24 protein-coding genes are annotated in these 25823 nt (G+C 39.5%); 1 reads left to right on the top strand and 23 read right to left on the bottom strand.

All coding sequences use genetic code 11. The features are described 5' to 3' along the window. Position 1 precedes the first annotated feature (1 nt). The 15 genes from O3617_RS06615 to O3617_RS06545 form a co-directional block, all read right to left on the bottom strand. Complete coding sequence (locus tag O3617_RS06615; protein WP_371449243.1) at positions 2 to 286, bottom strand: biotin/lipoyl-containing protein; 285 nt, start codon at positions 284 to 286, stop codon at positions 2 to 4. Between the two features lie 85 nt (positions 287 to 371). Continuing rightward, positions 372 to 1712: a phosphodiester glycosidase family protein gene (locus O3617_RS06610; RefSeq protein ID WP_371449242.1), complete on the bottom strand. Its 1341-nt coding sequence runs from the start codon at positions 1710 to 1712 to the stop codon at positions 372 to 374. A 170-nt stretch (positions 1713 to 1882) separates the two neighbouring features. Continuing rightward, complete coding sequence (locus O3617_RS06605) at positions 1883 to 3112, bottom strand: rod shape-determining protein (protein ID WP_371449273.1); 1230 nt, start codon at positions 3110 to 3112, stop codon at positions 1883 to 1885. Positions 3113 to 3161: 49 nt separating this feature from the next. Continuing rightward, a complete protein-coding gene (gene murA / locus O3617_RS06600; RefSeq protein WP_371449241.1) occupies positions 3162 to 4427 on the bottom strand; it encodes a UDP-N-acetylglucosamine 1-carboxyvinyltransferase in 1266 nt (421 codons plus the stop codon). 181 nt (positions 4428 to 4608) lie between these two features. Further along, the gene (gene glpX / locus O3617_RS06595) at positions 4609 to 5571 is read right to left on the bottom strand and encodes a class II fructose-bisphosphatase (protein ID WP_371449240.1); all 963 of its coding nucleotides are present in this window, start codon (positions 5569 to 5571) and stop codon (positions 4609 to 4611) included. A 33-nt stretch (positions 5572 to 5604) separates the two neighbouring features. Then, complete coding sequence (gene fsa, locus O3617_RS06590) at positions 5605 to 6249, bottom strand: fructose-6-phosphate aldolase (protein WP_371449239.1); 645 nt, start codon at positions 6247 to 6249, stop codon at positions 5605 to 5607. Positions 6250 to 6258: 9 nt separating this feature from the next. Beyond that, a complete protein-coding gene (serS, locus tag O3617_RS06585; RefSeq protein ID WP_371449238.1) occupies positions 6259 to 7539 on the bottom strand; it encodes a serine--tRNA ligase in 1281 nt (426 codons plus the stop codon). Positions 7540 to 7611: 72 nt separating this feature from the next. Continuing rightward, a complete protein-coding gene (locus tag O3617_RS06580) occupies positions 7612 to 8565 on the bottom strand; it encodes a cation diffusion facilitator family transporter (protein WP_301833896.1) in 954 nt (317 codons plus the stop codon). 167 nt (positions 8566 to 8732) lie between these two features. Then, positions 8733 to 10052, bottom strand: coding sequence for a putrescine-ornithine antiporter (gene potE / locus O3617_RS06575; RefSeq protein ID WP_371449237.1), 1320 nt, complete (start codon positions 10050 to 10052; stop codon positions 8733 to 8735). Positions 10053 to 10115: 63 nt separating this feature from the next. Continuing rightward, positions 10116 to 12290 (bottom strand): ornithine decarboxylase SpeF, encoded by a 2175-nt coding sequence (gene speF / locus O3617_RS06570; protein ID WP_371449236.1) that lies wholly within the window; start codon positions 12288 to 12290, stop codon positions 10116 to 10118. Positions 12291 to 12455: 165 nt separating this feature from the next. After that, the gene (gene lysS, locus O3617_RS06565; protein WP_371449235.1) at positions 12456 to 13970 is read right to left on the bottom strand and encodes a lysine--tRNA ligase; all 1515 of its coding nucleotides are present in this window, start codon (positions 13968 to 13970) and stop codon (positions 12456 to 12458) included. A 27-nt stretch (positions 13971 to 13997) separates the two neighbouring features. After that, positions 13998 to 14471 carry a transcription elongation factor GreA gene (greA, locus tag O3617_RS06560; protein WP_005376612.1) on the bottom strand — a complete coding sequence of 158 codons (474 nt, stop codon included), beginning with the start codon at positions 14469 to 14471 and terminating at the stop codon, positions 13998 to 14000. A 112-nt stretch (positions 14472 to 14583) separates the two neighbouring features. Then, on the bottom strand, positions 14584 to 15576 hold the full coding sequence (dusB, locus tag O3617_RS06555; protein WP_371449234.1) for a tRNA dihydrouridine synthase DusB: 993 nt from the start codon (positions 15574 to 15576) through the stop codon (positions 14584 to 14586). A gap of 91 nt (positions 15577 to 15667) precedes the next feature. Continuing rightward, positions 15668 to 16435, bottom strand: a complete 768-nt coding sequence (locus O3617_RS06550; RefSeq protein ID WP_371449233.1) for a type III pantothenate kinase — start codon at positions 16433 to 16435, stop codon at positions 15668 to 15670. A 9-nt stretch (positions 16436 to 16444) separates the two neighbouring features. After that, positions 16445 to 17419, bottom strand: coding sequence for a biotin--[acetyl-CoA-carboxylase] ligase (locus O3617_RS06545; RefSeq protein ID WP_371449232.1), 975 nt, complete (start codon positions 17417 to 17419; stop codon positions 16445 to 16447). A 216-nt stretch (positions 17420 to 17635) separates the two neighbouring features. Between O3617_RS06545 and O3617_RS06540 the strand changes: the two genes are divergently transcribed. Next, entirely contained in the window at positions 17636 to 18979 is a 1344-nt protein-coding gene (locus tag O3617_RS06540) for a threonine/serine exporter ThrE family protein (protein WP_371449231.1), read from the top strand. Between the two features lie 75 nt (positions 18980 to 19054). Here O3617_RS06540 and ftsH read toward each other — a convergent pair whose 3' ends face one another. From ftsH to O3617_RS06500, 8 genes are all read right to left on the bottom strand, one after another. Beyond that, on the bottom strand, positions 19055 to 20968 hold the full coding sequence (ftsH, locus tag O3617_RS06535; protein WP_371449230.1) for an ATP-dependent zinc metalloprotease FtsH: 1914 nt from the start codon (positions 20966 to 20968) through the stop codon (positions 19055 to 19057). Between the two features lie 121 nt (positions 20969 to 21089). Continuing rightward, positions 21090 to 21632, bottom strand: coding sequence for a hypoxanthine phosphoribosyltransferase (hpt, locus tag O3617_RS06530; RefSeq protein WP_371449229.1), 543 nt, complete (start codon positions 21630 to 21632; stop codon positions 21090 to 21092). Between the two features lie 24 nt (positions 21633 to 21656). Next, positions 21657 to 22673, bottom strand: coding sequence for a tRNA lysidine(34) synthetase TilS (tilS, locus tag O3617_RS06525; protein ID WP_371449228.1), 1017 nt, complete (start codon positions 22671 to 22673; stop codon positions 21657 to 21659). Continuing rightward, positions 22654 to 23556, bottom strand: a complete 903-nt coding sequence (locus O3617_RS06520) for a phosphatase (protein WP_371449227.1) — start codon at positions 23554 to 23556, stop codon at positions 22654 to 22656. Before O3617_RS06520 ends, tilS begins: the two co-directional genes overlap by 20 nt. 78 nt (positions 23557 to 23634) lie before the next feature. Then, positions 23635 to 24036, bottom strand: coding sequence for a S1 domain-containing RNA-binding protein (locus O3617_RS06515; RefSeq protein ID WP_371449226.1), 402 nt, complete (start codon positions 24034 to 24036; stop codon positions 23635 to 23637). A 57-nt stretch (positions 24037 to 24093) separates the two neighbouring features. Next, entirely contained in the window at positions 24094 to 24420 is a 327-nt protein-coding gene (locus O3617_RS06510) for a septum formation initiator family protein (protein WP_371449225.1), read from the bottom strand. Positions 24421 to 24543: 123 nt separating this feature from the next. Further along, positions 24544 to 25491: an L-lactate dehydrogenase gene (locus tag O3617_RS06505; protein ID WP_371449224.1), complete on the bottom strand. Its 948-nt coding sequence runs from the start codon at positions 25489 to 25491 to the stop codon at positions 24544 to 24546. A gap of 86 nt (positions 25492 to 25577) precedes the next feature. Beyond that, positions 25578 to 25814: a GlsB/YeaQ/YmgE family stress response membrane protein gene (locus O3617_RS06500; RefSeq protein WP_371449223.1), complete on the bottom strand. Its 237-nt coding sequence runs from the start codon at positions 25812 to 25814 to the stop codon at positions 25578 to 25580. Positions 25815 to 25823 lie beyond the last annotated feature (9 nt).

Genomic DNA, 25823 nt, shown 5'->3' with positions numbered 1-25823 from the left:
TTTATTTGCTTTCTACAGTGACAACGACTTGATCACGAGAAATATCAGAACCTACCGTAACATTAACTGCAGTCACAGTGCCATCCACCGTGGATTTAGCCGCTGCCATAGGACCTGCCAATGTTTCTACAGTCACCAATGTTTGTCCTTCCGTTACAGAAGTACCAACAGAAACGGTAGAAGCCACTTTACCTGTTAATACGCTTTGGTATGATACAGGGGCCGCCATTACAGAAGTTATACCTAATGCAGTTAAAGCTACTAAAGCTAATAAGGTCTTTTTCATAACGATCCCTCCTTTTACAATAGAATACATAAAGATATTATACTAAATCTCTAGCTTTTTTTCAAACAAAATTGTATACAATTTATCATTTAATTATAAGTATCTTTTCATAAGCACTAGGCACTTCATTACCTTTGTGAACATAATGTCCATCAACCTCTATATCTACGCTTCCCTGATTCGATAATTCAAAACCATTAACTGCACCTAAGGACGTTAGTAAATCAGCGCCTTCTTCTAATGTAGCCCCTACAGATGACGCATTCTGTTTGTCTATAGCAGCTACTACAAGCTTTTCGTCCTTTGTAGTACCTATAAAGCTACGACTTCGATTCGTCGATTCTTTAGGTCCCACATAGTTCCCATTATGCAAAACAAGGGTTCCCCCTTCAACTGCAGCACCGCCAGCAGTTTCTACCTTTGCAAGTTCTTGACGAGGTTGCAATACGACAGGCGTACCTACTTTTAGCGGCTTTAATGAAGCTATGGCTTCGCCATGAGCGGATAGTACAAACTGATTAGCCCCTAACACCGAATTACCTTTTCCTACCTTAAGAACCTTTCCATTGCTTACGGTCACTTCATAGCCATATTCATTCGTTTGTGTACTTTCACCATAACTAGACGTATATAATGTAAGTGCATTATTTCTACGAGGCCCATTAACAGCGGTAATCACCAACGTAGATTTAGGTGTTTTAGCCTGTAACAGAGGTTTCTTCTCTTCAATAAAATAGCCTCGACTCGGCGTATATCTGAGCACACCAACAGATTGAATGCGGTTTAAATCCACCTCACCGGATGTGCTAACCGAATATGGTTTATCAAAGCTCTTCCCTGGGACGGCTAACCCAATAGACGCTATATGCTGCTGAGCAATCGAACCTAACGGCTTTCCACTAGGTACACTAGCTACTACCATAGGCGCATCACTATTAACAGTCATCGCATAAGCTCGAATACTCCCTTCGTTAACCGTTGTTTTTATATTAGTAGTCTGAATCGATGCACCTACATTTTTAGTTGTCTTTTGACTATAATCGGAAAACAAATCAATAACCACACGATTAGGATTAGATAATGTGAAAGCATGATAATTGACCGATTGATTGGCAGATAATCTCACCTGTAATCCATTGTCGGTAGGTTGAAAAGACATTCCTTTTAACACCCCTACCTTATGAGGTGTCCGATCTGCAGCGTTTGAAATTTTATTAGTCGTGTTGGCCATGTTTAATGTAACCGTATTTTGGCTTGCATTATATGACTTAGTCCATGATAAGGGCAATTCAGTCATATCAAAAACAATGCGACTTGCACCATCGTAATCAGAAACTCGAACGGCTGTCAAATCCCCTGCATGAGCAATACCAGAACTAGTTATTAAAATAGATGCCACCATAGCGGCCGTTTTAAGGCGTATCATAAGAGAACTCCTTTAAAATATGTTGTAATTATAATTCTTATACTATTTTATATCTAACTATAATAGGCTGTATTTTAGTATTGATTTTATACAATCTATTTACTTGTAGTATACACTATTTTCACTTAGAATACAAAAAAGCTGAGGTCATCACACCTCAGCTTTCAGCTCTATTGTAAATCTTCTAATGTATCACGTAATGATGACATTTCATCTAATGTTTTGGCCACGCCTTTAATAACAGCATATCGTGGTAAATCGACTAGATAAGCCGCTATGCCGACAGAGCGTGAAATAACGCGATCTAAACCACTAATTAAGGCCCCTCCACCAGTCAAAATGATACCGTGATCTCCTATAGCAGCCACTAATTCAGGCGGCGTTTTTTCTAGAATAGACTTAATTGCCTCAAGAATACTCATAACTTGCGATTCTAGTGCTCGTTGAATTTCCAAAGAATGGAGCGTCACCATTTTAGGCAGGCCCGTAATGACATCACGCCCTCTGATTTCAATCTCGCGCTCTTCTGAACGACGATCTACAGTTCCTACGGATATTTTTATTTCCTCAGCCGTCAATGGACCTATAACTAGTTTTTTCTTGCGGCGCACATATTGAATGATGGCTTCATTAAAGGAGTCCCCTCCAATACGCAACGATTCACTCACCACGACCCCCGTATCACACAGTACGGCGATATCAGTAGTACCACCACCAATATCTACAACCATAGCACCGACCTTTTCAGCTTCATTTAAATTTGTCCCCATCGCCGCAGCAAGAGGCTCTTCAATAAGCACGGTTTTCTTGGCGCCAGTGCGCAACAAGGCTTCTAAAATAGCACGTTTTTCTACAGGTGTAATACCAGAAGGCACGCAGACAACAATTCGTGTTTTCATAAGGCGAGATGCAGGCACAACAGAACGAATAAAGTATTTAAGCATAAATTCCGTCATGTCATAATCAGCGATAACACCTGCTTGAACAGGACGTATAACCTCAATGCCAGTCGGTGTTCGACCGATCATACGTCGTGCGCTTTCACCTACAGCTAATACATCTCCAGTTCTCGTATCTTTAGCCACACAAGCTGGCTCATCAAGTACAAGGCCTTTGCCCTTCACATAGATCAAAACATTAGCTGTGCCTAAATCAATCCCCAAATCAAATGTTAGGGAACGTCCAAATTTAGATACCGTATTCCCTACATTTTGAGGCGACACGATACGTTTTAACGTCATCGTTGGTGTTGTTTTAGCAATGGGCTTTGTCTGTTTTTGACGACGCTCTTTACGACGCAGCTCTGTAACCTTAACCATGGCCGCACGAGAAGTACGCTCTACAACGGACTCTTTTTTTGTATTTGTATCATTCTCTTGACTGCGACGCAAAGCCGGCACTTGTTTACGCCGGCTTCGTTTCTTTGTATTCTGTTTTGGCCTTTTGTTCTTATTCGTCAACCCGAACAATATCGGCACCTAACCTTTTCAATTTACCCACTAAATCATCATAGCCACGATCAATATGATGTAGACGACCTACCTCTGTTGTACCTTCTGCGGCTAAGCCTGCACAAACTAAAGCAGCACCAGCTCGCAAGTCGGTTGCATTAACAACAGCACCATGTAAGGTTGGCATCCCCTCAACGATAGCTTGTCGATTATCGATATCTATATGAGCTCCCATCTTACGCAATTCAGCGACATGCATAAAACGGTTTTCAAATACAGTTTCTGTCACTGTACTAGTGCCTTCTGCAATAGTAGTGAATGCCATGAATTGAGCTTGCATATCTGTAGGGAATCCAGGGTATGGCAATGTTTTAATATCTACAGCCTTCAGATCTTTACCTGTACTAATCACGCGAATACCATCAATATCTTCTTCTACTGTAACGCCTGCTTCTTTCAATTTAGCGACTACAGGTTTCAAATGTTCAGGTAAGGCATTTTCTACGAATACATCACCGCCAGCCATAGCAGCGGCAATTAAATATGTGCCAGCTTCAATACGATCAGGAATAACAGTATGAATAGCACCATGCAAGGATTCTACACCTTCGATGCGAATCACATTCGTACCTGCACCACGAATATTGGCCCCCATTGCATTTAAAAAGGTTGCCAAATCAACGATTTCAGGTTCTTCTGCAGCATTTTCAATAACCGTTTTCCCCTTTGCCATAGAGGCAGCCATAATAACGTTTTCCGTAGCTCCTACACTTGGAAAATCCAAGTAAATTTGAGTGCCTTGCAATCCTTCTGGTGCATGTGCATATACATAATCTTCTGTAATTTCAATCTTAGCACCCAATGCTTCAAAAGCCTTCAAATGTAGATCGATAGGACGTGCACCAATAGCACAGCCACCAGGCATGGAAATTTTTGCTTCACCTTTACGTGCCAATAAAGGCCCCATTACGAGGAAGGATGCTCTCATTTTGCGCACCAATTCATAAGGGGCTTCCGTAGCTGTTAACATAGATGCATCGAAAATAATTTCATCGTCAGCTTCGTTTCGCGTAATCTTAACGCCCAAGGACTCAATGACTTGGGAAATTGTACCAACATCCTCTAAATTTGGAATTTCCAACAATTTACTCGGCGTTGATGCTAATAACGTAGCTGCAATAATAGGTAACACCGCATTTTTCGCACTACTAACGCGTACGCGACCATTCAGCTGATTACCGCCTTTAATAACGAGCTTTTCCAAAAGAATTCCTCCTACATTTCTTATATCAAATGGCTATGCTCTCTTATAACCATATTCGTCACACTGTTATATACTAACGTTAATTATACTATTTTTTAGGCTTTTTCATCAAGTAAAAACCCCTAAGATTATCAATCTAATCTTAGGGGGCCCACTATTTTTTATGGTGAAAGCAAAAGAACTAACGTGCTTTCAATGTAGTCAATTTTTCATCTCTATGAATGGTATCAAGGAAGCGTACGGTGCCTGTTTTAGAGCGCATCACAATGGTATGTGTACGAGCACCACCTGGAAAGTATTGAATAGGATTCAATAGGTTACCACGTGTAATCGCTGTAGCAGCAAAGATTACATCGTCAGTGCGAACCAAATCATCTAGAGTCAATACTTGGTTAACATCCTTGATGCCCATTTCATGACAACGACGAACTTCTTCATCATTTCCTGGTTTCAAACGAGCTTGCATATCACCACCTGCACATTTAAGTGCTGCTGCTGCTAATACGCCTTCTGGTGCACCGCCAGTACCGACAACCATATGTACGCCAGAACCTTCGATACAACATTCCATAGCAGGGTTAACATCACCATCAGAAATAAGCATAATACGAGCTCCTAGATCACGAGCTTCCTTCATTAATCCATAATGACGTTCACGGTCTAGCATTACCAAGTTGATTTCATCAACCTTACGACCCATCTTTGCAGCTACGTTTTGAATATTTTCCGTCAAAGATTTTGTAATATCAATAGCGCCAGCGCCACGAGGACCTACACAAATCTTTTCCATGTACATATCAGGTGCATGTAACAAGCCACCCTTTTCAGCAATCGCCATAACAGCAATAGCACCATTTTGGCCTTTGGCAATCAAATTCGTGCCTTCGATTGGATCTACTGCAATATCTACTTCTGGACCGCCTGCACCAACATGTTCACCAATATATAACATAGGAGCTTCGTCGATTTCACCTTCACCAATAACAACGGTACCGGAAATACGGACAGAGTCAAATGCTTGACGCATTGCATCAACAGCTAAGCCATCGGCTTCGTCTTTTTGACCACGACCTAACAAACGACCACTACGAAGTGCAGCTGCTTCGACTACACGAGCAAATTCTAAAGATAAAGTACGATCCATTTTAGGGCCTCCTTAAAAAGATGTTTATATTACTTATTGATTAGCTTGTTTCCAATCAGCCATGAATTTTTCTAAACCTGCATCGGTCAATGGATGTTTCACAGCTTGTAACAACACTTTATATGGCACTGTTGCAATATGGGCACCAGCTTTCGCACATTGTAAAATATGCAATGGTGTACGTACGCTAGCAGCGATAATTTCAGTATTAATACCGTGAATAGCAAAGATATCCGCAATGTCTTGAATTAATGTCAATCCATCCATGCTAATATCGTCAATGCGTCCTACAAAAGGGCTCACAAATGTAGCACCAGCGCGTGCCGCCAATAATGCTTGATTAGCAGAGAAAATCAATGTTACATTCGTCTTAATGCCTTCTTTTGAAAGCACTGCAACGGCTTTTAAGCCTTCTGGAGTCATTGGGATTTTAACAACCACATTAGAGCCTAGTTTTACAAGCTCATGCGCTTCTTCAATCATGCCCGGTGCATCACTAGCAATGACCTCTGCACTCACAGGGCCCTCTACAAGATCCGCGATTTCTTTAATGACTTGTTTTAAGTCGCGTTTAGCCTTCACAATTAGGGATGGGTTTGTCGTTACCCCGTCGATAAAGCCATAAGAGTAAGCATCTTTAATTTCACTAAATTCGGCTGTATCTATAAAGAATTTCATGGGACCTCCTTATTTGGCAGGCGTAATTTTTTCTACGCCGCCCATGTATGGAACCAACACCTTAGGAATCACAACGGAACCATCTGGTTGTTGATTATTTTCCAAAATTGCCGCTACGGTACGACCTACTGCAAGGCCAGAACCATTCAATGTATGAACGAATTCAGGTTTGCCTTTAGGGCCACGACGGAATTTAATGTTTGCACGACGTGCTTGAAAATCGGTCATATTGGAGCAAGAAGAAATCTCTCTATATTTATTTTGTGCAGGCATCCATACTTCTACGTCATATGTTTTAGCAGAACCAAAACCGATATCACCAGTACACAATGTGATAACACGGAATGGTAATTCTAATAGGCGTAATACTTCTTCTGCATTATCTGTTAATTTTTCTAATTCATTCCAAGAATCTTCTGGTTTTGAAAGTTTAACCATTTCTACCTTGTTAAATTGATGTTGACGAATCAAGCCACGTGTATCACGACCAGCTGAACCTGCTTCAGCACGGAAACATGCAGTAAATGCAGTGTAATATTTAGGCAATTCATCTTCGCTCAAGATTTCACCACTGTGATAGTTTGTCAATGTAACCTCTGCAGTAGGAATTAAGAAGTATTCTGTATCTTCTACATGGTACATATCTTCTGCAAATTTAGGTAATTGACCTGTACCAGTCAAGGTTTCACGGGTTACCATATACGGTGTCATCATTTCTGTATAGCCTTGTTTATCAACATGAAGATCAACCATGAAGTTAATAAGGGCACGTTCTAAACGAGCACCTAAGCCTTTATATACGGTAAAACGAGCACCGGACATTTTTACAGCACGGTTAAAATCAAGAATATCTAATTCTTCGCCGATATCCCAATGCGCTTTTGGTTCAAAATCAAATTGACGTGGTTCGCCCCATTTACGTTGTTCCACATTTTCGTCTTCATCAGCACCAACAGGAACAGATGCATCACACATATTTGGCAACATCAATGCAGCATTGCGCAAAGATTCTTCTACTTCGCGAATGCGATCATCTAATCCAGAAATTTCATCGCCAACGCGTTTCATTTCTGCAATTTTATCATCTGCATTTTCTTTATTGCGTTTTAATTGGCTGATTTCTTCTGTTACAGAATTACGTAATGCCTTTAATTCTTCAACCTTTTGAATCAATTGTTTTCGTTCATCATACGCAGCAACAAAGGTGTCAAGATCACCCTTTGTATGACGATTATCCAAATTTTGTTTTACTAGTTCGAGATTTTCTCGAACAAATTTCAAATCTAACATAGTATCAGCCTCTTCTATTATGTCGTACAATTTAGTATTTTAATACATTTAAGTATACCATAAAATATAGTATTATTCATCATCTTCTTCGTCGAGAAGATAATCCTTAGCCATCCATTTACGAGTAGCAGTAAAGGAAATGGTAACCCACTTTTCCGTCGGGTTACCTCCGATTTCTTCATCGATTTCATTTCGTATACGATCAAGTTCAGCTATCGTTTGATAAGGAAACTTCTTAGGCACAAGAATATCAATCTCTATGATGCGCGAGTTACCATAAGCCTGTACACTCGTCACATAATCCTTAAATGAATATTTTTCCATAAAACGATCCATGATTTCTTGTACCTCATCATGCAAGGATGAAGGCGCCCACCCCAAGATTTGTTTTGTAGAAGGTACAAGAATCTTAATAACCGACGGAATCATTTGCAATGATAATACAATTAAAACAATAGGGTCAATATAAACCGCCAAATAATTATACGATGTATTCTCTAACAGGATAGCGGCTATAAAGCTGATGAGGATGGCTGCCTCGAGCCACGCGTCAACAGACCAACTTACATTATCAAACTTGATTAGATTCGATTGTAAGCTTTTATTAATGCGATGTACATAAAAATAATAAGCTGTATCGGCTATAGTAAAGAAAATAGCATAGTAAATAGCTATACCAAAATCAACATGGCGACCACCATTTAGTAAATCCCCTATACCACTAATCAATGCGTATAATACGATTAATAGGATAAAGAATCCTTCCACAACGAGCACGAGAGGCTCAAATTGCCAATATCCAAACTGGAACCGTTTACTTGTTTCGCGTGCTACCAATTTGGCCGTCATTAGCATCATAATCTTAATGATTACATCGATGAATGAAAATATACCATCTAATAATACGGCACTAGAACCAGTAATTACACCCATAATAGTACCACTAACGGCCACCAACGACATTAATGCAACGGATTGCTTTAGTAATCGTTGTTCTATGGAACGCCTTGCAGCTAATATATCCATAATTACCCCCTTAAATACCTATATTCTCTTATTATACTCCAATATAGAATATTTTTAAAATTTCAGAGAAAAAGCCCTCTACTATTAGAATTCTATACTTCTAATCGCAGAGGGCTACTCAAAGGAGATAGTATCGCAAGAGTTGTTATAACAAAAGCTTAATTATACTATTTACCAATATTATGTTCTAAATCAAAACGATCGGATACGAAACCGTATAATGTCCAACCTGCAAAGGTTACAATAGAACCGTATGTCATAGCTTCAAAACCGGATGCATACAATGCATATAAGCTATATAAGGAACCGATAAAGGCAATAAATGTCGTACCTTTAAGTTCACTACCAGCACGTTTTGCAGCTTTCATCAATACGATAACGGCACCCATGGATAATAGATAAGGAATAATATTCGTTACAACGGCCAAATTAACCAATGTTTCGAATTGTTCACTTAAGGAAGGACTAATTGTCATCAAACTCATAAGAGATTGCAAGATAGTAATTGTTACCATACCAACTACTGGAGCATCTTTAGATGTAATTTTGCTGAACAATTTAGGAAAGTAACCTTCATCAGCGGCACCTTTAAATACGTTCGCAATCGTGAACTGCCAACCAAGCAAGGAGCCGAAGCAAGACATAACCATAAGGCCCATAACGATTTTACCAACTGTACCATTGAACATGGATGCGAATGCTAAACCAAATGGTGCATTACTGTTAACAAGTTCGCTCGCTGGTACGATACCAAACATCATATTAGTGGAAATAATGTAAATTGCAGCAGCGCCTAATGTGCCACCAAGAACGGCTTTTGGTACATTCTTTTCTGGATTATCTACAGCATCAGCGTTAGCACATGCAGATTCTAGACCAAGGAAAGCCCACAATGTCATGGCGATAGAGTTTGTAGCAGCTTCGCCAAATGGCATATTGTTAACATTCCAATTTGCCACATACATATCTGCAGAGAAATATGCCCAGCCTACAGTACTGATTACAAGTACTGGTGCGATAACGCCCCATACGGTAAAGCTAGATACACGACCGGTAATACTAGCACCACCAAAGTTCAATACTGTTGCAAGCCATAATGTGAAAATTGTATAAATACCAGTCATTAATGGAGTTAATGTTGCATCAGCAAAGGTTGCTGCATAACCTACAGCGGATATTGCAATCGCAATGTTAGCAATTAAAAGAGATACACCATAGGTATAGTTTGCCATAAAGTTCCCCGCTTTACCGAAGGAATATTCAGCATAACCACCCATGCCACCGCCTTTTTTACCATACATACCACATTTAGCAAATGCGTATGCCAAACACATGGAGCCTACGGCTGTGATCAACCAAGATACGATTGAAAGAGCACCTACCTGTGCCAACTTTGTTGGCAACATGATAATACCGGAGCCCATCATATTAACAGCTGTTAAAATTGTTAGCTGCAATACGGACATCTTATTTTTGCCTGTACTCATAGTTTTACCACCTTTTTATGGATTGTGGCGCCGTCAGAGGAACTCTGACGGCACACAATAGTGTTATTTTTCAAATTCTTTTTTCAATACATAGCCATATGCTTTTTTAGTTCCATCTGGTTGTGGTGTAATGTATACGCCTTGAATTTCAGGAGCAAAGCCAGGTAACTTGTTGATGCCTTCTTGTAGTGCTAAGAAGTAATCACAAGCTGTCTTGGACCAACGTTCACCAGGTTGTACACACAATACTCCAGGAGGATAAGGAAGAGCGCCTTCAAGAGCAATGCGGCCTTCAGCTTCATCTAATGGTACAAGTTCGCCTTTACCACGTTGGAATTCAAAGTTTGCATCTTGAGGATTCAATACATATTCTGGGAAGTAGTCATGTAAGAACAAGCGTTCTTGTAATGTACTAACTTGTCTATCTTTGTAGAAATCATGCATTTCTTGGCATAATTGACGGATATGATAGCCTTTATACTTATCGATATTAGCATAGTAAATCGATGGTAAAACATCTTGCATCGGTGCATCAGCTTCAATTAATTTTTCAAAGCGAATCAATTGTGCAACTAAATCATCCATCTTAGTTTTGGATTCTGCTGGTGTCATCAAGAATAAAATTGTGTTCAAATCACATTTTTCAGGAATGATACCATTTTCACGTAAGTAGTTTGCAAGAATATTGGCAGGAATACCGAAATCTTCGTATTCACCAGTTTCTACATTGATACCAGGAGTAATCAATTGGAACTTGCAAGGATCGATAAAGTATTGGCCTTTACCGTAGCCTTTGAAGGAGTGCCATTTAGCATTTGGTTCAAACGCGAAGTATTCCACATCTTGAGCCATTGCTTTTGTATCCCCATCTTCCCATTTTTTACCATGTACAACAGGAGGTACTAATGGACGAAGATATTTACAATGTTTCAATACAGTTTTACGAGCATCAATAACTGTTTCTACACAGTCAATCCATAACTTCTTACCAGCTTCACCTTCATGCATCTTCGCATTAACGTCAAGTGCTGCGAATAATGGATAGAATGGAGATGTGGAAGCATGTATCATAAATGCATTATTAAGACGTTTATGGTTTACATAACGATCTTGACCTTTAACGTGCTTATCTTTTTTATGGATTTGAGATGTTTGAGAGAAACCAGCTTGTTGTTTATGAACGGATTGAGTTACCAATACGCCTGGGTCATTAGGACCTAATTCCAAAAGTAATGGACTGCAATCTTTCATCATAGGGATAAATTGTTCATAACCAACCCATGCGGAGTCAAAGAAGATGTAATCGCAAAGGTGACCAATTTTATCAACAACTTGACGAGCATTGTAAATAGTACCATCGTATGTACCTAATTGGATAACAGCCAAGCGGATAGGACGTTCAGCTTTTGCTTTTTCTGGGTCTTTTTCAGCAATCAAATCACGAATGTATTTTTCGTCAAAGCAGTGTTCCAAAATACCGCCGATAGAACCGAATGGGTTACGAGCTGTTTCAAGGTATACAGGTGTTGCACCAGCCATAACAAGAGCACCATGGCAAATAGATTTATGGTTATTACGGTCATATAAAACGATATCGCCAGGTGTTAATAGAGCATTCAATACAACCTTATTGGATGAAGATGTACCATTTAATACGAAATACGTTTTATCTGCATTATATACTTGCGCTGCATGTTGTTGAGCTGCGCAGGCTGGGCCTTCATGGATTAATAAGTCGCCTAATGCAATGTCCGCATTACAAAGGTCAGAACGGAACACGTTTTCGCCGTAGAAATCGTAGAATGCACGACCTGCTGGATGTTTACAGTAGAATTGACCACCTTGGTGACCTGGGCAATCAAATTGAGAATTGCCTTCTTCTACATAATCTGCTAATGCTTTAAAGAATGGAGGCAATGTAGATTCTTCATATTTATCTGCAGCAGCCTCTATTTGACGTTTATACAAGTCAAAGTTTGTACTAGAACCATCAATTACACGTTCCACTTTCCCCATGAATTGATCTATATCAACAGAATTATCAAAAACAACTAAGAAAATAGGGATACCAAAAGATTTTACAGTTTCATTGTCTAAAATAGCTGTATCATTTTCACTAATAACGATGGCTGCTATATCAGTAAAATCAGTTTGACTTAAATCTACACTTGTACGACCTTCTAAAGGGCCAAAGTAATATTGTGCCTTATGAGAAAATGCGACCTTCATATGTTTCATAATATGATCCTCCTACAATGACAAATGTAATTTAAATAAATGTGAATCATATACATAAATATAAGATGTATACCCCACACTTCATGTATATCTACTTACTGACACAAAAAAGGCTGTAATAGAACACAGTTTCACCGCATTCTATTACAGCCTTTAATTTAAAAATTATTCAGTTATTTCTTCTTCTTGAACTTGAGATGTTTCAGGTTTCATTAATGGGAACAACAATACATCGCGAATGGATGCAGAGTCTGTCAAGAACATAACAAGACGGTCGATACCAACCCCCAAACCTGCTGTTGGTGGTAAACCGTATTCAAGAGCATTGACGAAGTCTTCATCCATACGGTGCGCTTCATCATCACCAGCTTCACGTTCTTTCAATTGATCCAAGAAACGTTGTTTTTGGTCAATTGGGTCATTTAACTCTGAGAAGCCATTTGCTAATTCACGGCCATAGATGAACGCTTCAAAACGTTCTGTAGCCAATGGGTTTTCACGGCTTGCTTTGGCAAGTGGAGAAATTTCTTTTGGATGACCATATACGATAGTTGGTTGAATCAAGTTTTCTTCTACATAATCTTCGAAGCAAGCATTCAAGATTTTACCAATACCATCATTATCTGTGTATTCTACATTCAAACGATCTGCAATAGCACGCGCTTCTTCTACAGTAGTTACTGCATCAAAGTCTTCGCCAGTGTATTTTTTTACACCTTCTGCCATTGTGATGCGGTTCCAAGGTGGAGTTAAATTGATTTCAGTACCTTGGTATGTAATTTCTTGTGTACCTAGAACTTCTTGAGCACAATAGGATACAAGATTTTCTGTTAAACGAATTGCATCTTCTACATCACCATATGCTTGGTAGGATTCGATAGTTGTGAATTCTGGATTATGACGATTATCGATACCTTCATTACGGAAACAACGGTTCATTTCGAATACGCGTTCCATACCGCCAACGATTAAGCGTTTTAAGTATAATTCAGGTGCAATACGCATATAGATATCAATATCAAGCGCATTGTGATGTGTAATGAATGGGCGAGCAGCGGCACCGCCTGGAATTGGATGCATCATAGGTGTTTCCACTTCCATGAAGCCATCGTTCATCATGTATTCGCGAATCTTCGCAACGATTTTAGAACGTTTAATAAATGTATCGCGCACTTCTGGATTTACGATTAAATCTACATAACGTTGACGGTAGCGAAGTTCAGTATCCTTTAAGCCATGCCATTTTTCAGGTAACGGACGCAATGCTTTGGATAACAATGTCAATTTGTTGACTTTAATCGTAACTTCACCGCTGTGAGTTCTAAATACATGACCTTCAATACCAACAATATCGCCAATATCAAGCATTTTTACATATTTGTAATTATCTTCGCCCAATACATCCTTACGGAAATATACTTGGATATCGCCAGTTAAATCGCGAATATTGGCAAATGCAGTTTTACCATGGGAACGCATCGTCATTAAACGGCCTGCAATGACAGTAGGTTGGTCTTCGTAGTTCAAGAAGTCATCTTTAATATCTTTTGCATGATCTTTAACAACAAATCGTTGTCCGAATGGATAAATGCCATCAGCTTCATATTCAGCCAATTTGTCGCGGCGAATTTGCATTTGATCATTTAATTCTTCTTGTACATTTTTAATTTCTTCACTCATGTTATCGCCTCTTTTTTGAAATGAAAATTATTGAATTGCTAACACTTTGAAAGTAACAGGACCATCAGGTGTGGATACCTCTACTTCATCGCCCTTACGTTTACCTAAAATGGCTTTACCTACAGGTGATTCGTTGGAAATACGATTATTGAAAGGATCGGCTTCAGAAGAACCAACAATAACATATTCCAATTCATCATTGTACATCGTATCTAATACAGTAACCTTGCTACCTACAGATACAACATCACCTTTTGTGGATTCATCAATAATTTTAGCTGTATTAATCTTATTTTCTAACTCAGAAATATAACCTTCAATGAAAGCTTGTTCATTTTTAGCATCATCATATTCAGAGTTTTCACTGATATCGCCATATTCAATAGCTGTTTTAATACGTTGTGACACCTCAATACGGCGCACAGATTTATAATATGCTAATTCATCCTCAAGTTTTTTCAAACCTTCAGCTGTAAGTAATGTTTCTTTTACGTCTGCCATGGATTCTCCTAATCTTTCTACATATAAATAATAGAAAAAGTGTCACTGTACGATGACACCTTATCTTTCATCTTTAATTTTTAATCAATTATACTAAGAACACCTATATTTGTCAATGTGAGTCCCAGTTTTCCAAAACGTTTCTATACATTGAAAGCTCGTTTTCAAAACTTTCAACCGTGTGAATTGTATTTACACGATTGCGCCAATAGGCTGCTTCAGGCATTCCTTTCATATACCACCCCGCATGTGTTCGAATTTCTCTCACCCCTAAAGATTCCCCTTTATACTGACAGAGCAATTCAAAATGTTTAAGCAGCATATCTAATCGCTCTAAATAAGTAGGTTCTGGGATTAATTCACCTGTAGTTAGATAGTGATTGGTACGCTCAAAAATCCATGGGTTGCCTTGTGCACCACGGCCAATCATAACCGCATCACAACCGGTCTCTTGTATCATGTTAAGTGCATCCTCAGGAGACCACACATCACCATTACCTATAACAGGAATGGATAAGGAATCTTTAACCGCCTTTATATAGGACCAATCGGCACGACCCATATACATTTGTTCCCGCGTTCTTCCGTGAACAGCAACAGCTGCAACACCGGTACTTTCAATACGTTTGGCAAAATCGACTACATTAATATGATCATCATCCCAACCAATACGCATTTTTACCGTCACCGGCACATCGACAGCTTTCACGGCCGCCTCTGCTACGCGCGCCGCTAAATCTGGTGTTTTCATGAGCGCAGAGCCATCGCCACTAGATACAACCTTTTTAACGGGGCACCCCATGTTGATATCCACAATATCTGCACCGGCATCTGCTACCACCTTTGCGCCCAATGCGATTGCTTCTGGATCAGACCCAAAAATTTGCATCGACACAGGATGCTCGACCTCTTCCATACGCAATAACTCATGAGTGCGCTCATTTTTATATTTGATGCCCATAGCACTGACCATTTCGGTACAAACCATGGATGCGCCATGTTCTTTGGCTAACAGTCGATATGCTATATCGCTTACCCCTGCCATAGGAGCTAAAATAGCCTTGCCATGAAGGGATACATTCCCAATAGCCCATGTTTCTTTCATTATAATTCACCTAATAAAACAGGTACAGCCTAAGCCGTACCTGTTGTTATACATTCATACTATAATTACAACCAACTCTATTATAGTACCATTATTTATTTCGTTCGTAAATGAGGCGGAGACCTTCCAATGTAAGCATTGGCTCTACATGGTCGATACAATCGGTAGCACTACTGATGAGCTGTGCTAGACCACCTGTTGCTACAACAGTTACATCGCCACCCATTTCCGCTTTCATGCGTGCCACTAGGCCCTCTACTTGCCCTACGTAACCATAGAACATGCCGGATTGCATAGATGATACGGTATTACGATTAATAACCTGACCTGGATCCTTTACCTCAATACGTGGCAATTTTGCAGCTCGTTGGAAGAGCGCTTCTGCAGAAATTGTTACACCTGGCGTAATAACACCGCCAATATAATCACCATTTCCAAGCACCGCACAATAGGTTGTAGCCGTACCAAAGTCGATAATAATCAATGGGCCCTTATATACAGCATTTGCCGCTACAGCATTGACGATGCGGTCAGCCCCTACTTCACGAGGATTATCATATTTAATGGCAATACCTGTTTTCGTACCCGGACCTACAATGATAGGATTCACATTAAAGTAACGCAAGCATACACGTTCTAATGTAGGCATTAACGGTGGTACAACAGAAGAAATAATGATAGCCTTAATATCTTTCGCATTGACCTTGCGATCATGAAAAAACAAGTTCATCATCAACATGCCATATTCGTCTGTGGTGCGCACACGATCTGTAGAAATTCTCCAATGCCCAACTAAATTTTTACCATCGTAAACACCGAGAACAATATTCGTGTTTCCCACATCAATTACTAATAACATGCATTCCTCCTATTTTCGTGGACGTATAGAAACATCGCCAGCCACAATTCGTTTAATTTCTCCATTAGTCGTTTTTACCAATAAATTTCCGTCGTCATCAATATCAGTTGCCACACCTTCATAGGTATTCCCTGGTGCTCTAACCTCAATTTCTTGATTTAAGGTAACGCTTAATTTGCGCCATTCGTTTAAGGTATCCTCAAACCCACTATCTAGTACATCATAATATTGATGCTCTAATTCTTCTAAGATAATTTTGAAAGCTTCTGTCCGTTCAATATCAACGCCTTCCATCAATAGAGATGTAGCGATTTGTTTAATTTCTTCCGGTAATTCTTCTTGTTTCGTCTTAACATTAACGCCTATGCCCATAACGATATAGGAAATCTCCTCCATCGAACCAGACATCTCCGTCAATATACCGACAAGCTTACGACCATTCACCAAAATATCATTTGGCCATTTAATCCCTGCATCAGTAAGTCCCATTTTATGAAATGCCTTCGTGAGTGCCACGGCAGCCATCAATGTACATTTTGGGGCCTCTGCAGGAGGAAAATCAGGTCTAAGAATAAGGCTAAACCACAAACCTTTCCCGAATGGAGAATACCATCCACGAGACAAACGACCACGACCAGCCGCTTGTTCCTCTGTAACGACAACAGTGCCTTCCTCAGCGCCTTGTTGTGCCAATCTACGCGCTTCTAGATTCGTTGATTCAGTCGTATCCATATATACATACCGTTTGCCAAATACATCGGTATTCAATATCTGTTTCATTGCTAATGGGCTTAACAAATCTGGTTCCTCCAATAAACGATAGCCACGCTTTGTATAAGACTCAATTTTATATCCTTTTTGTCTTAGTGCTTTTATATGCTTCCAAATGGCAGTCCGTGATACATGACAAGCGTCTGACATATCTTGACCGGACACAAAGCCACCTTGATTCTGTCTTAAGAACTCTAGTACTTCATCTCGCATAATAAGGCCCCTTTCTCCTGTCGGTTTACAATTCGATTGTACAAGTGGGCCCTTGAAAAAGCAAGTGTTATTTATCAATTTAATAAATAATCATTCAATAAAATGCAAAAAATCAAGATTTTTATACCCCCTGAGGTAGACAAATAGATTAATGAATGATATTACAGACCATTACATAGTATAATAAATAATAGATGATGAAATAAAGGAGTATTAATGAAACAGTTTACATTAGAAGAAAAAAATGAGGTCTTAGAGACCCCTTTCATCCATATTCATCGAAAATTGGATGTACTATTAAATATCGGCAAACTCCTTATGGAGTGTGGCGCAGACACGGTACGAATGGTATCGGAAATCCAACAAGCAGCTACATTTATGGGGATTCCACACAATTATTTAAATATCCACATTAGTTATACAACGATTATGATTAATATTTTTCATGAAGAGCGCTCTATAACAGCTTTTCGAAAAACGCCAATTCACATACCAAATATGGCCATGATTAATGCCATATCCAAACTCACCTGGCGAGCTTTTGAACGCCATTATTCGTTAACTACCTATGAACGTTTAGTTGGAAAACTACAACAAACGATTCCCGTCTATCCAGTCTGGGCAAAAGGTATTGCTTGCGCATTAGGATCTGCGGGTTTAGCTTACTTATACAGTGCGGATATTATTGCATTAGTAGTAACATTCATCTGTTCATTATGTGGTTATTTTATGAAGGTCGTATCTCAGCGCCTTGGGTTTAATGAATATTTAGGCAACGCTATCTGCGCCTTTACGGCCATGTTTATTGCCTATGGTTTCTATACCTTCATCGAGTTAGGATCACTGGTATATGTACTCGTCTGTTGTACACTCTTCATGATTCCAGGTGTTCCACTTATCAATTCGGTTATCGATACTATAAACAACCACATTTTATCCGGTATAACACGAGCTATCAGAACCTTACTTATCGTGGGCAGCATGACACTCGGCATGGCGATGGCCCTTTACTTCAGTCCATTGCCAGCATTTAACTTTGTAGATATTAAGCCTCATATTTTTTCTATAGCACAGATTATTGGTTCCTTTGTTTCCGCCGCCTCATTCGCTGTACTATTTAATTCACCAGCTCGTCTATTACCCTATATTGGGCTAGGTGGTGTCGTTTGCGTAGCAATTCGTAACTTAATGCTTTTAGAATATGGATTTGCTTTACCCGGTGCTACATTCATTGGTGCAGCCGTAATGAGCGTCATCTTTGTCAAACTTTCCTCATGGCTACGAACATCTGGTCCCGTACTAGTCGTACCATCAGCTATCGCACTGATGCCTGGCATTTTACTCTATCGATTTCTATTTGATATATTGCACATAAACTCACTAAACGAATCAGGTCTATTGTATATGGCACAAAACGGTACTACTGGCATTCTATCTATTGTGGGCATCGCTGTCGGCGTGGCCGTGCCAAATGTGCTAGCCCAACGATACCTTCAAGAACGTAAGAATCAACGCACTCAAGAATTAATGGCCACAAGACATGCCAGTGATGGACAATAAAAAAGTTTATCGTAACAGAAACATTTCACATACAGCAAAAGAGGCTACCTCAAGGTAGCCTCTTTTAGTTATGTATTAAGATTGTACATCGGATTCTGTAGAGCTAGTCTTAGATTCTTCAGTAGCATTAGGTGGTATGGAAATTACTGCATCCATATGACTTACTGTAGGCTCATCTATTTCATTAGGAGCCTTAGTAGTACCATATTTATGAAGGTTTTCAACTGCCTTAGCATCAATGGTTTCTTCTTCTAATAAAGCCTTTGCCATATTATGTAAGAAATCCATGTTATCTGTTAAGAGTTGTTCTACATCGCGATATGCTTCATCTACAATATGATGAATTTCAACATCAATTTTACTTGCAACTTCTTCACTATAATTGCGTTCATGGCCAATATTTTTACCGAGGAATACTTGCTCTTGTTGTTCACCAAATACAATTGGTCCCAACGTATCACTCATACCCCAACGTGTAACCATAGAACGTGCCGTATTCGTTACACTTTGTAAATCGCCAGATGCACCCGTACTAATATCGCCAAGTACAAGGGCTTCAGCAATACGACCACCCAATGCAACGCGTATATCAGCTAATAGCTGTGCTTTAGTCTTATAATCATGTTCCTCTTTAGGTAACATCATTGTATATCCACCAGCATAACCACGTGGGATAATTGTTACCTTATGAACAGGGTTTGCATGTGGCAATAAATGCGCCACAATAGCATGACCAGATTCATGATAAGCCGTCAATTTGCGATCTTTTTCGCTCACAATGTGACTGCGGCGTTCAGGGCCCATGCTAACCTTTTCACTGGCTTCTTCCAATTCAGCCATGGTAATGACCTTTTTATTTAAGCGAGCTGCTAACAATGCAGCTTCGTTTAATAAATTGCTTAAATCAGCACCTGTAAAGCCAGGTGTCTTTTTCGCAATAGTTTTTAAATCCACGTCATCAGCCAACGGTTTATTGCGTGCATGAACCTTAAGTATTGCTTCACGGCCATGAAGATCTGGGCGACCTACAACTACTTGTCTATCAAAACGACCAGGGCGCAATAATGCAGGGTCCAAAATATCTGGACGGTTAGTCGCTGCAAGGGTAATGATACCTTCATTAGCACCAAAACCATCCATTTCAACGAGTAATTGATTTAACGTTTGTTCACGTTCATCATGACCGCCACCAAGACCAGCACCACGTTGGCGCCCCACTGCATCAATTTCATCGATGAAAATGATACAAGGCGCATTTTTCTTCGCTTGACCAAACAAATCACGTACACGTGATGCACCGACACCGACAAACATTTCTACGAAATCGGAACCGGAAATGGTAAAGAATGGAACCCCTGCTTCACCAGCTACAGCTTTTGCTAATAAGGTTTTACCTGTACCTGGAGGTCCTGCTAACAAAACGCCTTTTGGAATGGTTGCACCAATACTTGTAAATTTACCTGGATCCTTCAAGAATTCTACAACCTCTGTCAATTCTTGTTTCGCCTCTTCGGCACCAGCTACATCGCTAAATTTAACCTTTACATTACCATCACCCATCATCTTAGCACGGCTTTTGCCAAAGTTCATTACGCGACCGCCACCACCTTGAGTTTGTTGCATAATAAAAAAGAATACAACTACAAGGATAATGATAGGAATTGCAGAACCTAATAAGCTAACCCACCAAGAAGGTTGTTCAGGCGGTGCAGCTGTAATTTCTACGCCATTATCAGTCAATGTTTTGATCAACGTATCATCAGAAGGTGCATAGGATACAAAATCTGTACCATTTTTTAGCTTTCCTTTGATTCCATGGTCATTTGTAATCGTTACAGATTCAACATTCTTTTGTTGTACTTGTTGTACAAAACCGGTATAACTCATTTCGGCTTTATTAGTATTTTGCCCTGCAAGAGAATCTATAGCGAAAACGGCAATTGCAATGATAAGTAAGTAAAGGACGAGTTTTTTACTAAATTGACTCAAAAAATTACTCCTTTCACATATAATGTATAATTCAATAGTGCATAATGATATGCATTATTATATTATACCATAAAAGGCGAACAAATACTCGCCATTATTTAGTTATAAAAATATTACATCATTATTGGTAAACAGATTCTTTTAAAATACCAATATACGGTAATTGACGATATCGTTCAGCATAATCTAAGCCGTATCCAACAACAAAGTAATCTGGAACAGTAAAGCCTACATAATCGACATCTACATCCATTTTACGGCGTTCTGGTTTATTGAGAAGGGCAACAAGTCGCACGCTCTTAGCGCCGCGAGCTTTCAAATTATCTAGTAGATAATGAAGAGTTGTGCCCGTATCCACAATATCCTCTACAACAAGCACATGTTTACCTTCTACGGAGCGATCCAAATCTTTTAAAATACGGACCACACCGGTACTAGTTGTACCGTCTCCATAGCTAGAACAAGAGATAAAATCGAACGATACATCTACGGAATCATCGATGGTGCGAACCAAATCGGTATAAAAAACAATAGCCCCCTTCAACACGCCTACTAATACAACAGAATCATTAGCATAATCTTTGCTGATTGCTGCGCCTAATTCGCGGACACGAGTTGCCAGTTGTTCTTGCGTATATAAAATTTCTTTTACATCTTGATGCATATATAAGACCTCCCGGATCTATATCTAATGTTTGCAATATACATGTATTGTATCACATTGCGCGGTAATTGTAACTTTTTGAATGGTGAAAGTTTTCTCTTCCCCCGTTCTTACCATATGTGCCAATTGGACTTGATGTGCTAGTGATAATGAGATACTAGGCATCATCAATTGCCACAACCGCCGCTGCATGGCAAGCGATAATGAGCGCATACCGCGACGTGATATAGTATATCCATTTTCAACACTTGTTGCTAATTGAAGAAACAAACGCTTACTTTCACCATCAAGATACGCCTCATCCACCTGAACAATATGGCCAAGTCGGCACAATGTATCAACCACATTAGGATTAATGGATTGTAACATAGGGATAACCTCATGGCGTATGCGATTCCTGTTATATTGCCTATCATTATTGGAAGGATCTGTACAATATGCAACATTTCGTAAATAAGCATATTCCAATATTTCAGATTTTGTTATTTCCAATAAGGGGCGTACAACAGGAACCGTGTAATCATGACTGATGACACGCATTCCAGTAAGACCCTTGAGACCCGCGCCACGCAATACATGTGCCAAAATGGTTTCTGCTTGATCATCCTTATGATGAGCGGTCACTATATACGCAAACCCCTCACGTTGTGCTAGTTCATTAAACCACATATACCGTTCCCAGCGTCCCACGGTTTCCAAGGACTCCTTTCGGGCCTGCGCCATAGCAGGTATATCCTTTTTAATGCCCCAAAAGGGCAAATTCTTATTTTTGCAATAAGATTCAACCATTTGTAATTCTGCAGCACTTTCACTACGAGTACAGTGATCAACAGTAGTAACACCAAGGGTCCACTCCGCTTTTCTATGATTTTTAAGATATTGCAATACATCTAAAACGACCATAGAATCAGGTCCCCCTGAACAAGCGACCAAAATACGTGCGTCATAAGGAAATAAATCTACAGATTTCAATGTTGCATTAACAAGTCTATGTAATTGTTTAATTGCCTTAGGCGTAATATTACTGCACTGTTTCATCATAATTTTCAAATACTTCTTGTTGTAATGCCTCCATGCCGTCTTGTTCACTCACAAAAATATGAGGAACTTCATAGGCATCCATAAACGACGTTAATATTTCCGCACCGCTCACAATAACATCTACGCGACCTGGCTGAATACCGGGCACTTGCAATCGTTCATCACGACTCATATAGCGCAATTGTAAAATAATGCCTTCTATACATTCCCTCGTTAATTTATGACCTTGAATTTTCTGGCCATCATAGATTGCCATTTTTAAATCAATAGCAGCCAATGTTGTAATGGTGCCCCCTATGCCAATAAATTCACCGAATGTGCCCTCTATCATCATAGGGTCCCACAGGAATCTAGTTTCCTCCCATACTCGTTGTGGTCCTTCATCGGAAAGTGGTTTTAAACGTACCGCACCAACGGGATAGGAACGACTCCAATAGATACTGTCTTTAGAGCCTAATGCCAACTCTGTACTTCCACCGCCAATATCGATGGTCGCATAGTGCAAACTATCAGATAAACGATCTCGTAATGCTCCTTTAAATCCGTAAGCCGCCTCTTCTTCACCACTTAAAATGCGATATGTCATTCCACAATATGTAGTAGCCTTTTCCATAAAGTCCAGACCATTAGAGGCTTCCCGGACGGCACTTGTAGCAAAGGCAAAACATTGATTTACGCCATAGTCTTTGGCGAGACTATCGATTTCAGAAAAAGCCTTGTAGGAGGCCTCCATAGATTCTGTAGATAGTGTACCATCATCATTTCGTTTTCCTAATCGCGTAGTCCACAATCGTTTAGGCTCATTATACCATTGTCCATTTTTATAGGTTCCTAATAACAGACGTATAGAATTTGAACCTACATCAATAATAGCTGTTTTCATAGTTTTTTCTCTATAGTATCTTCGTATTATAAGTGAAGTTATATACACAAAGAGATGGCCGAAACCATCTCTTTATTTCTAATCGCGACGACCGCCACGGCCTCCACGTTTACCTTCTGTATTGCGTTTTAAATCATGCAATCGTTCATTGCTATCACGCAAAAATGATTTCATCTTTGCTTCAAAGGATTCTGAGCTTTGTCGACTTTGTATACGGCGTTCAGGTCGACGTTCTTCAACGTGCGGTTTATCCTGAGTTTGACGAATGGAAAGGCCAATTTTGCTACCATCGACAGACAAAACCTTAACCTTCACTGCATCTTGTACCTTTAATACATCATTTATATCTTCTACATAGCCATGAGCTACTTCGGAAATATGAACTAAACCAGTTTGTTTATCTCCTAAATCAATAAAAGCACCAAATTTTGTAATACCGGAAACTGTACCGTTTAAAACGCTACCAACTTCGATTGCCATGCAACCTCCTAATAAAACCTCAAACTATAAACTAAAACTACACCAATGATGACAAGATTATTTTACATATGGCACTTCACCTGGTTTTACGAGGCCTAATTGCTCACGAGCTACATTTTCAATATTCTTAGGATCTTGTAGCTTTGCTTTTTCCTGCTCTAGTTCATCATTCTTTTGTTGCAATTCTTGCAATTGTTGTTCAATATGTTGTTTTTCTTGATAAATAGCTACTAGACGATATGCTTGCCCCAGTAATAACATAACCATTACTGTAACAGCAATACGTTTTGCCCACATGATGACAATCTTACGATCTTCAGCGCGTCGATTTCGTTGTACCCGTCTACGCTTTACCGGTTTTTCACGATGTTCAGATTGTTTCATGCAGAGCCCCCAATAACATTATCAACTATATACATAATAACAAATTATACCATAGAACCTCAAAAAATTTATAGATAGAAAAACTTATGTGGTCGATTTATTTTGAATGAAACTATCGACATATCACAAGGTTTCAGCTTTTTTAGCATATTCTCTAATAACAGCACAAGAATTCTTAAATAATGACAATTCATCTTCCGTAAGTTGCAATTCAAGCACATCTTCAATACCATCTTTACCAATAACAGCAGGTGTAGATGCAAAAACACCTGTTTCTCCATATTGCCCATCAAGATAGCAAGAACATGGTAGCACCTTTTTCTCATCGTGGAATACAGCGCGAATCAATTCGGTTGTTGCACTAGCAATACCAAATTCTGTAGAACCTTTTCCTGCCAAAACATGATATCCACCAATTTTAACATCATCCAAAACTTGTTTATGATCTAGTTCGGGGAATCTATGAGGCAATTCTTTTTGTAGTTGAGTTAATGGCTTACCTTGTACATATACATGTGACCAAGGTACCATAGCACTAGCGCCATGTTCGCCTAAACAATAGGCTGTAATTGTTCGATTACTAATATTAAATAGATGAGCTAGTTCTTTTTGTAGTCTTGCAGAGTCGAGTGCAGTTCCCGATGAAATGATATGCTTAGGATTCCAACCTAAATGTTTGCATAAGTACGTGGCCACTACATCAGCTGGATTAGAAATGGATATAATGAAACCATTAAATCCAGATTCTTTAATACGAGGAATGACGTCCTTTAGTACGGCTACTGTATCACCAAGGCTTTCAAGTCTATCTTGGTATAAATTAGGTAATGGGCCAGCACAGAAAACGAGAATATCGCAATCCCCACAACCTTCAATTGGCCCAGATGTAGCCGTTACACGATGCGGAATATAGCTAACCGCATCATTGATATCCATCGCTTGGGCTTTTGCTTTCTTCTCATCAATATCCATCATATATAACTCATCGACTTCACCTTGCAAAGCTAGAGAAAAAGCCACATGAGAACCTACATGTCCAGTACCGATTATACCTACTTTACGTAATTTCATAAGAGCCTCCTTAAGACAATTTGTTTATAAATATTAAAAGGACTATTATAGCTACTTACTATAATAGTCCTATTTTTAATATTTTGTTAGTCTTTTCCTGCAAAAAAACTAACTACAGCAATAACGATAACGGCACCAGCAATGGATGGTATTAAGGCCATACCAGCAAGGCTTGGCCCCCATGTACCAAGTAAAGCCCGCCCAACGATAGCACCAACTAAACCTGCAATAACACGGAGAATAATCCCCATACTTTGTGCTTTCTTAGTAATACGTCCTGCTACAAAACCGATAAACCCACCTACGATAATAGACCAAAGCATATGTGCCTC

This window comes from Veillonella sp. 27098_8_77 (assembly GCF_041431535.1).
Classification (GTDB): Bacteria; Bacillota; Negativicutes; order Veillonellales; family Veillonellaceae; genus Veillonella.
Note: the sequence above shows the minus strand (reverse complement) of the source record. Positions and strands in the feature narration are given on the sequence as shown.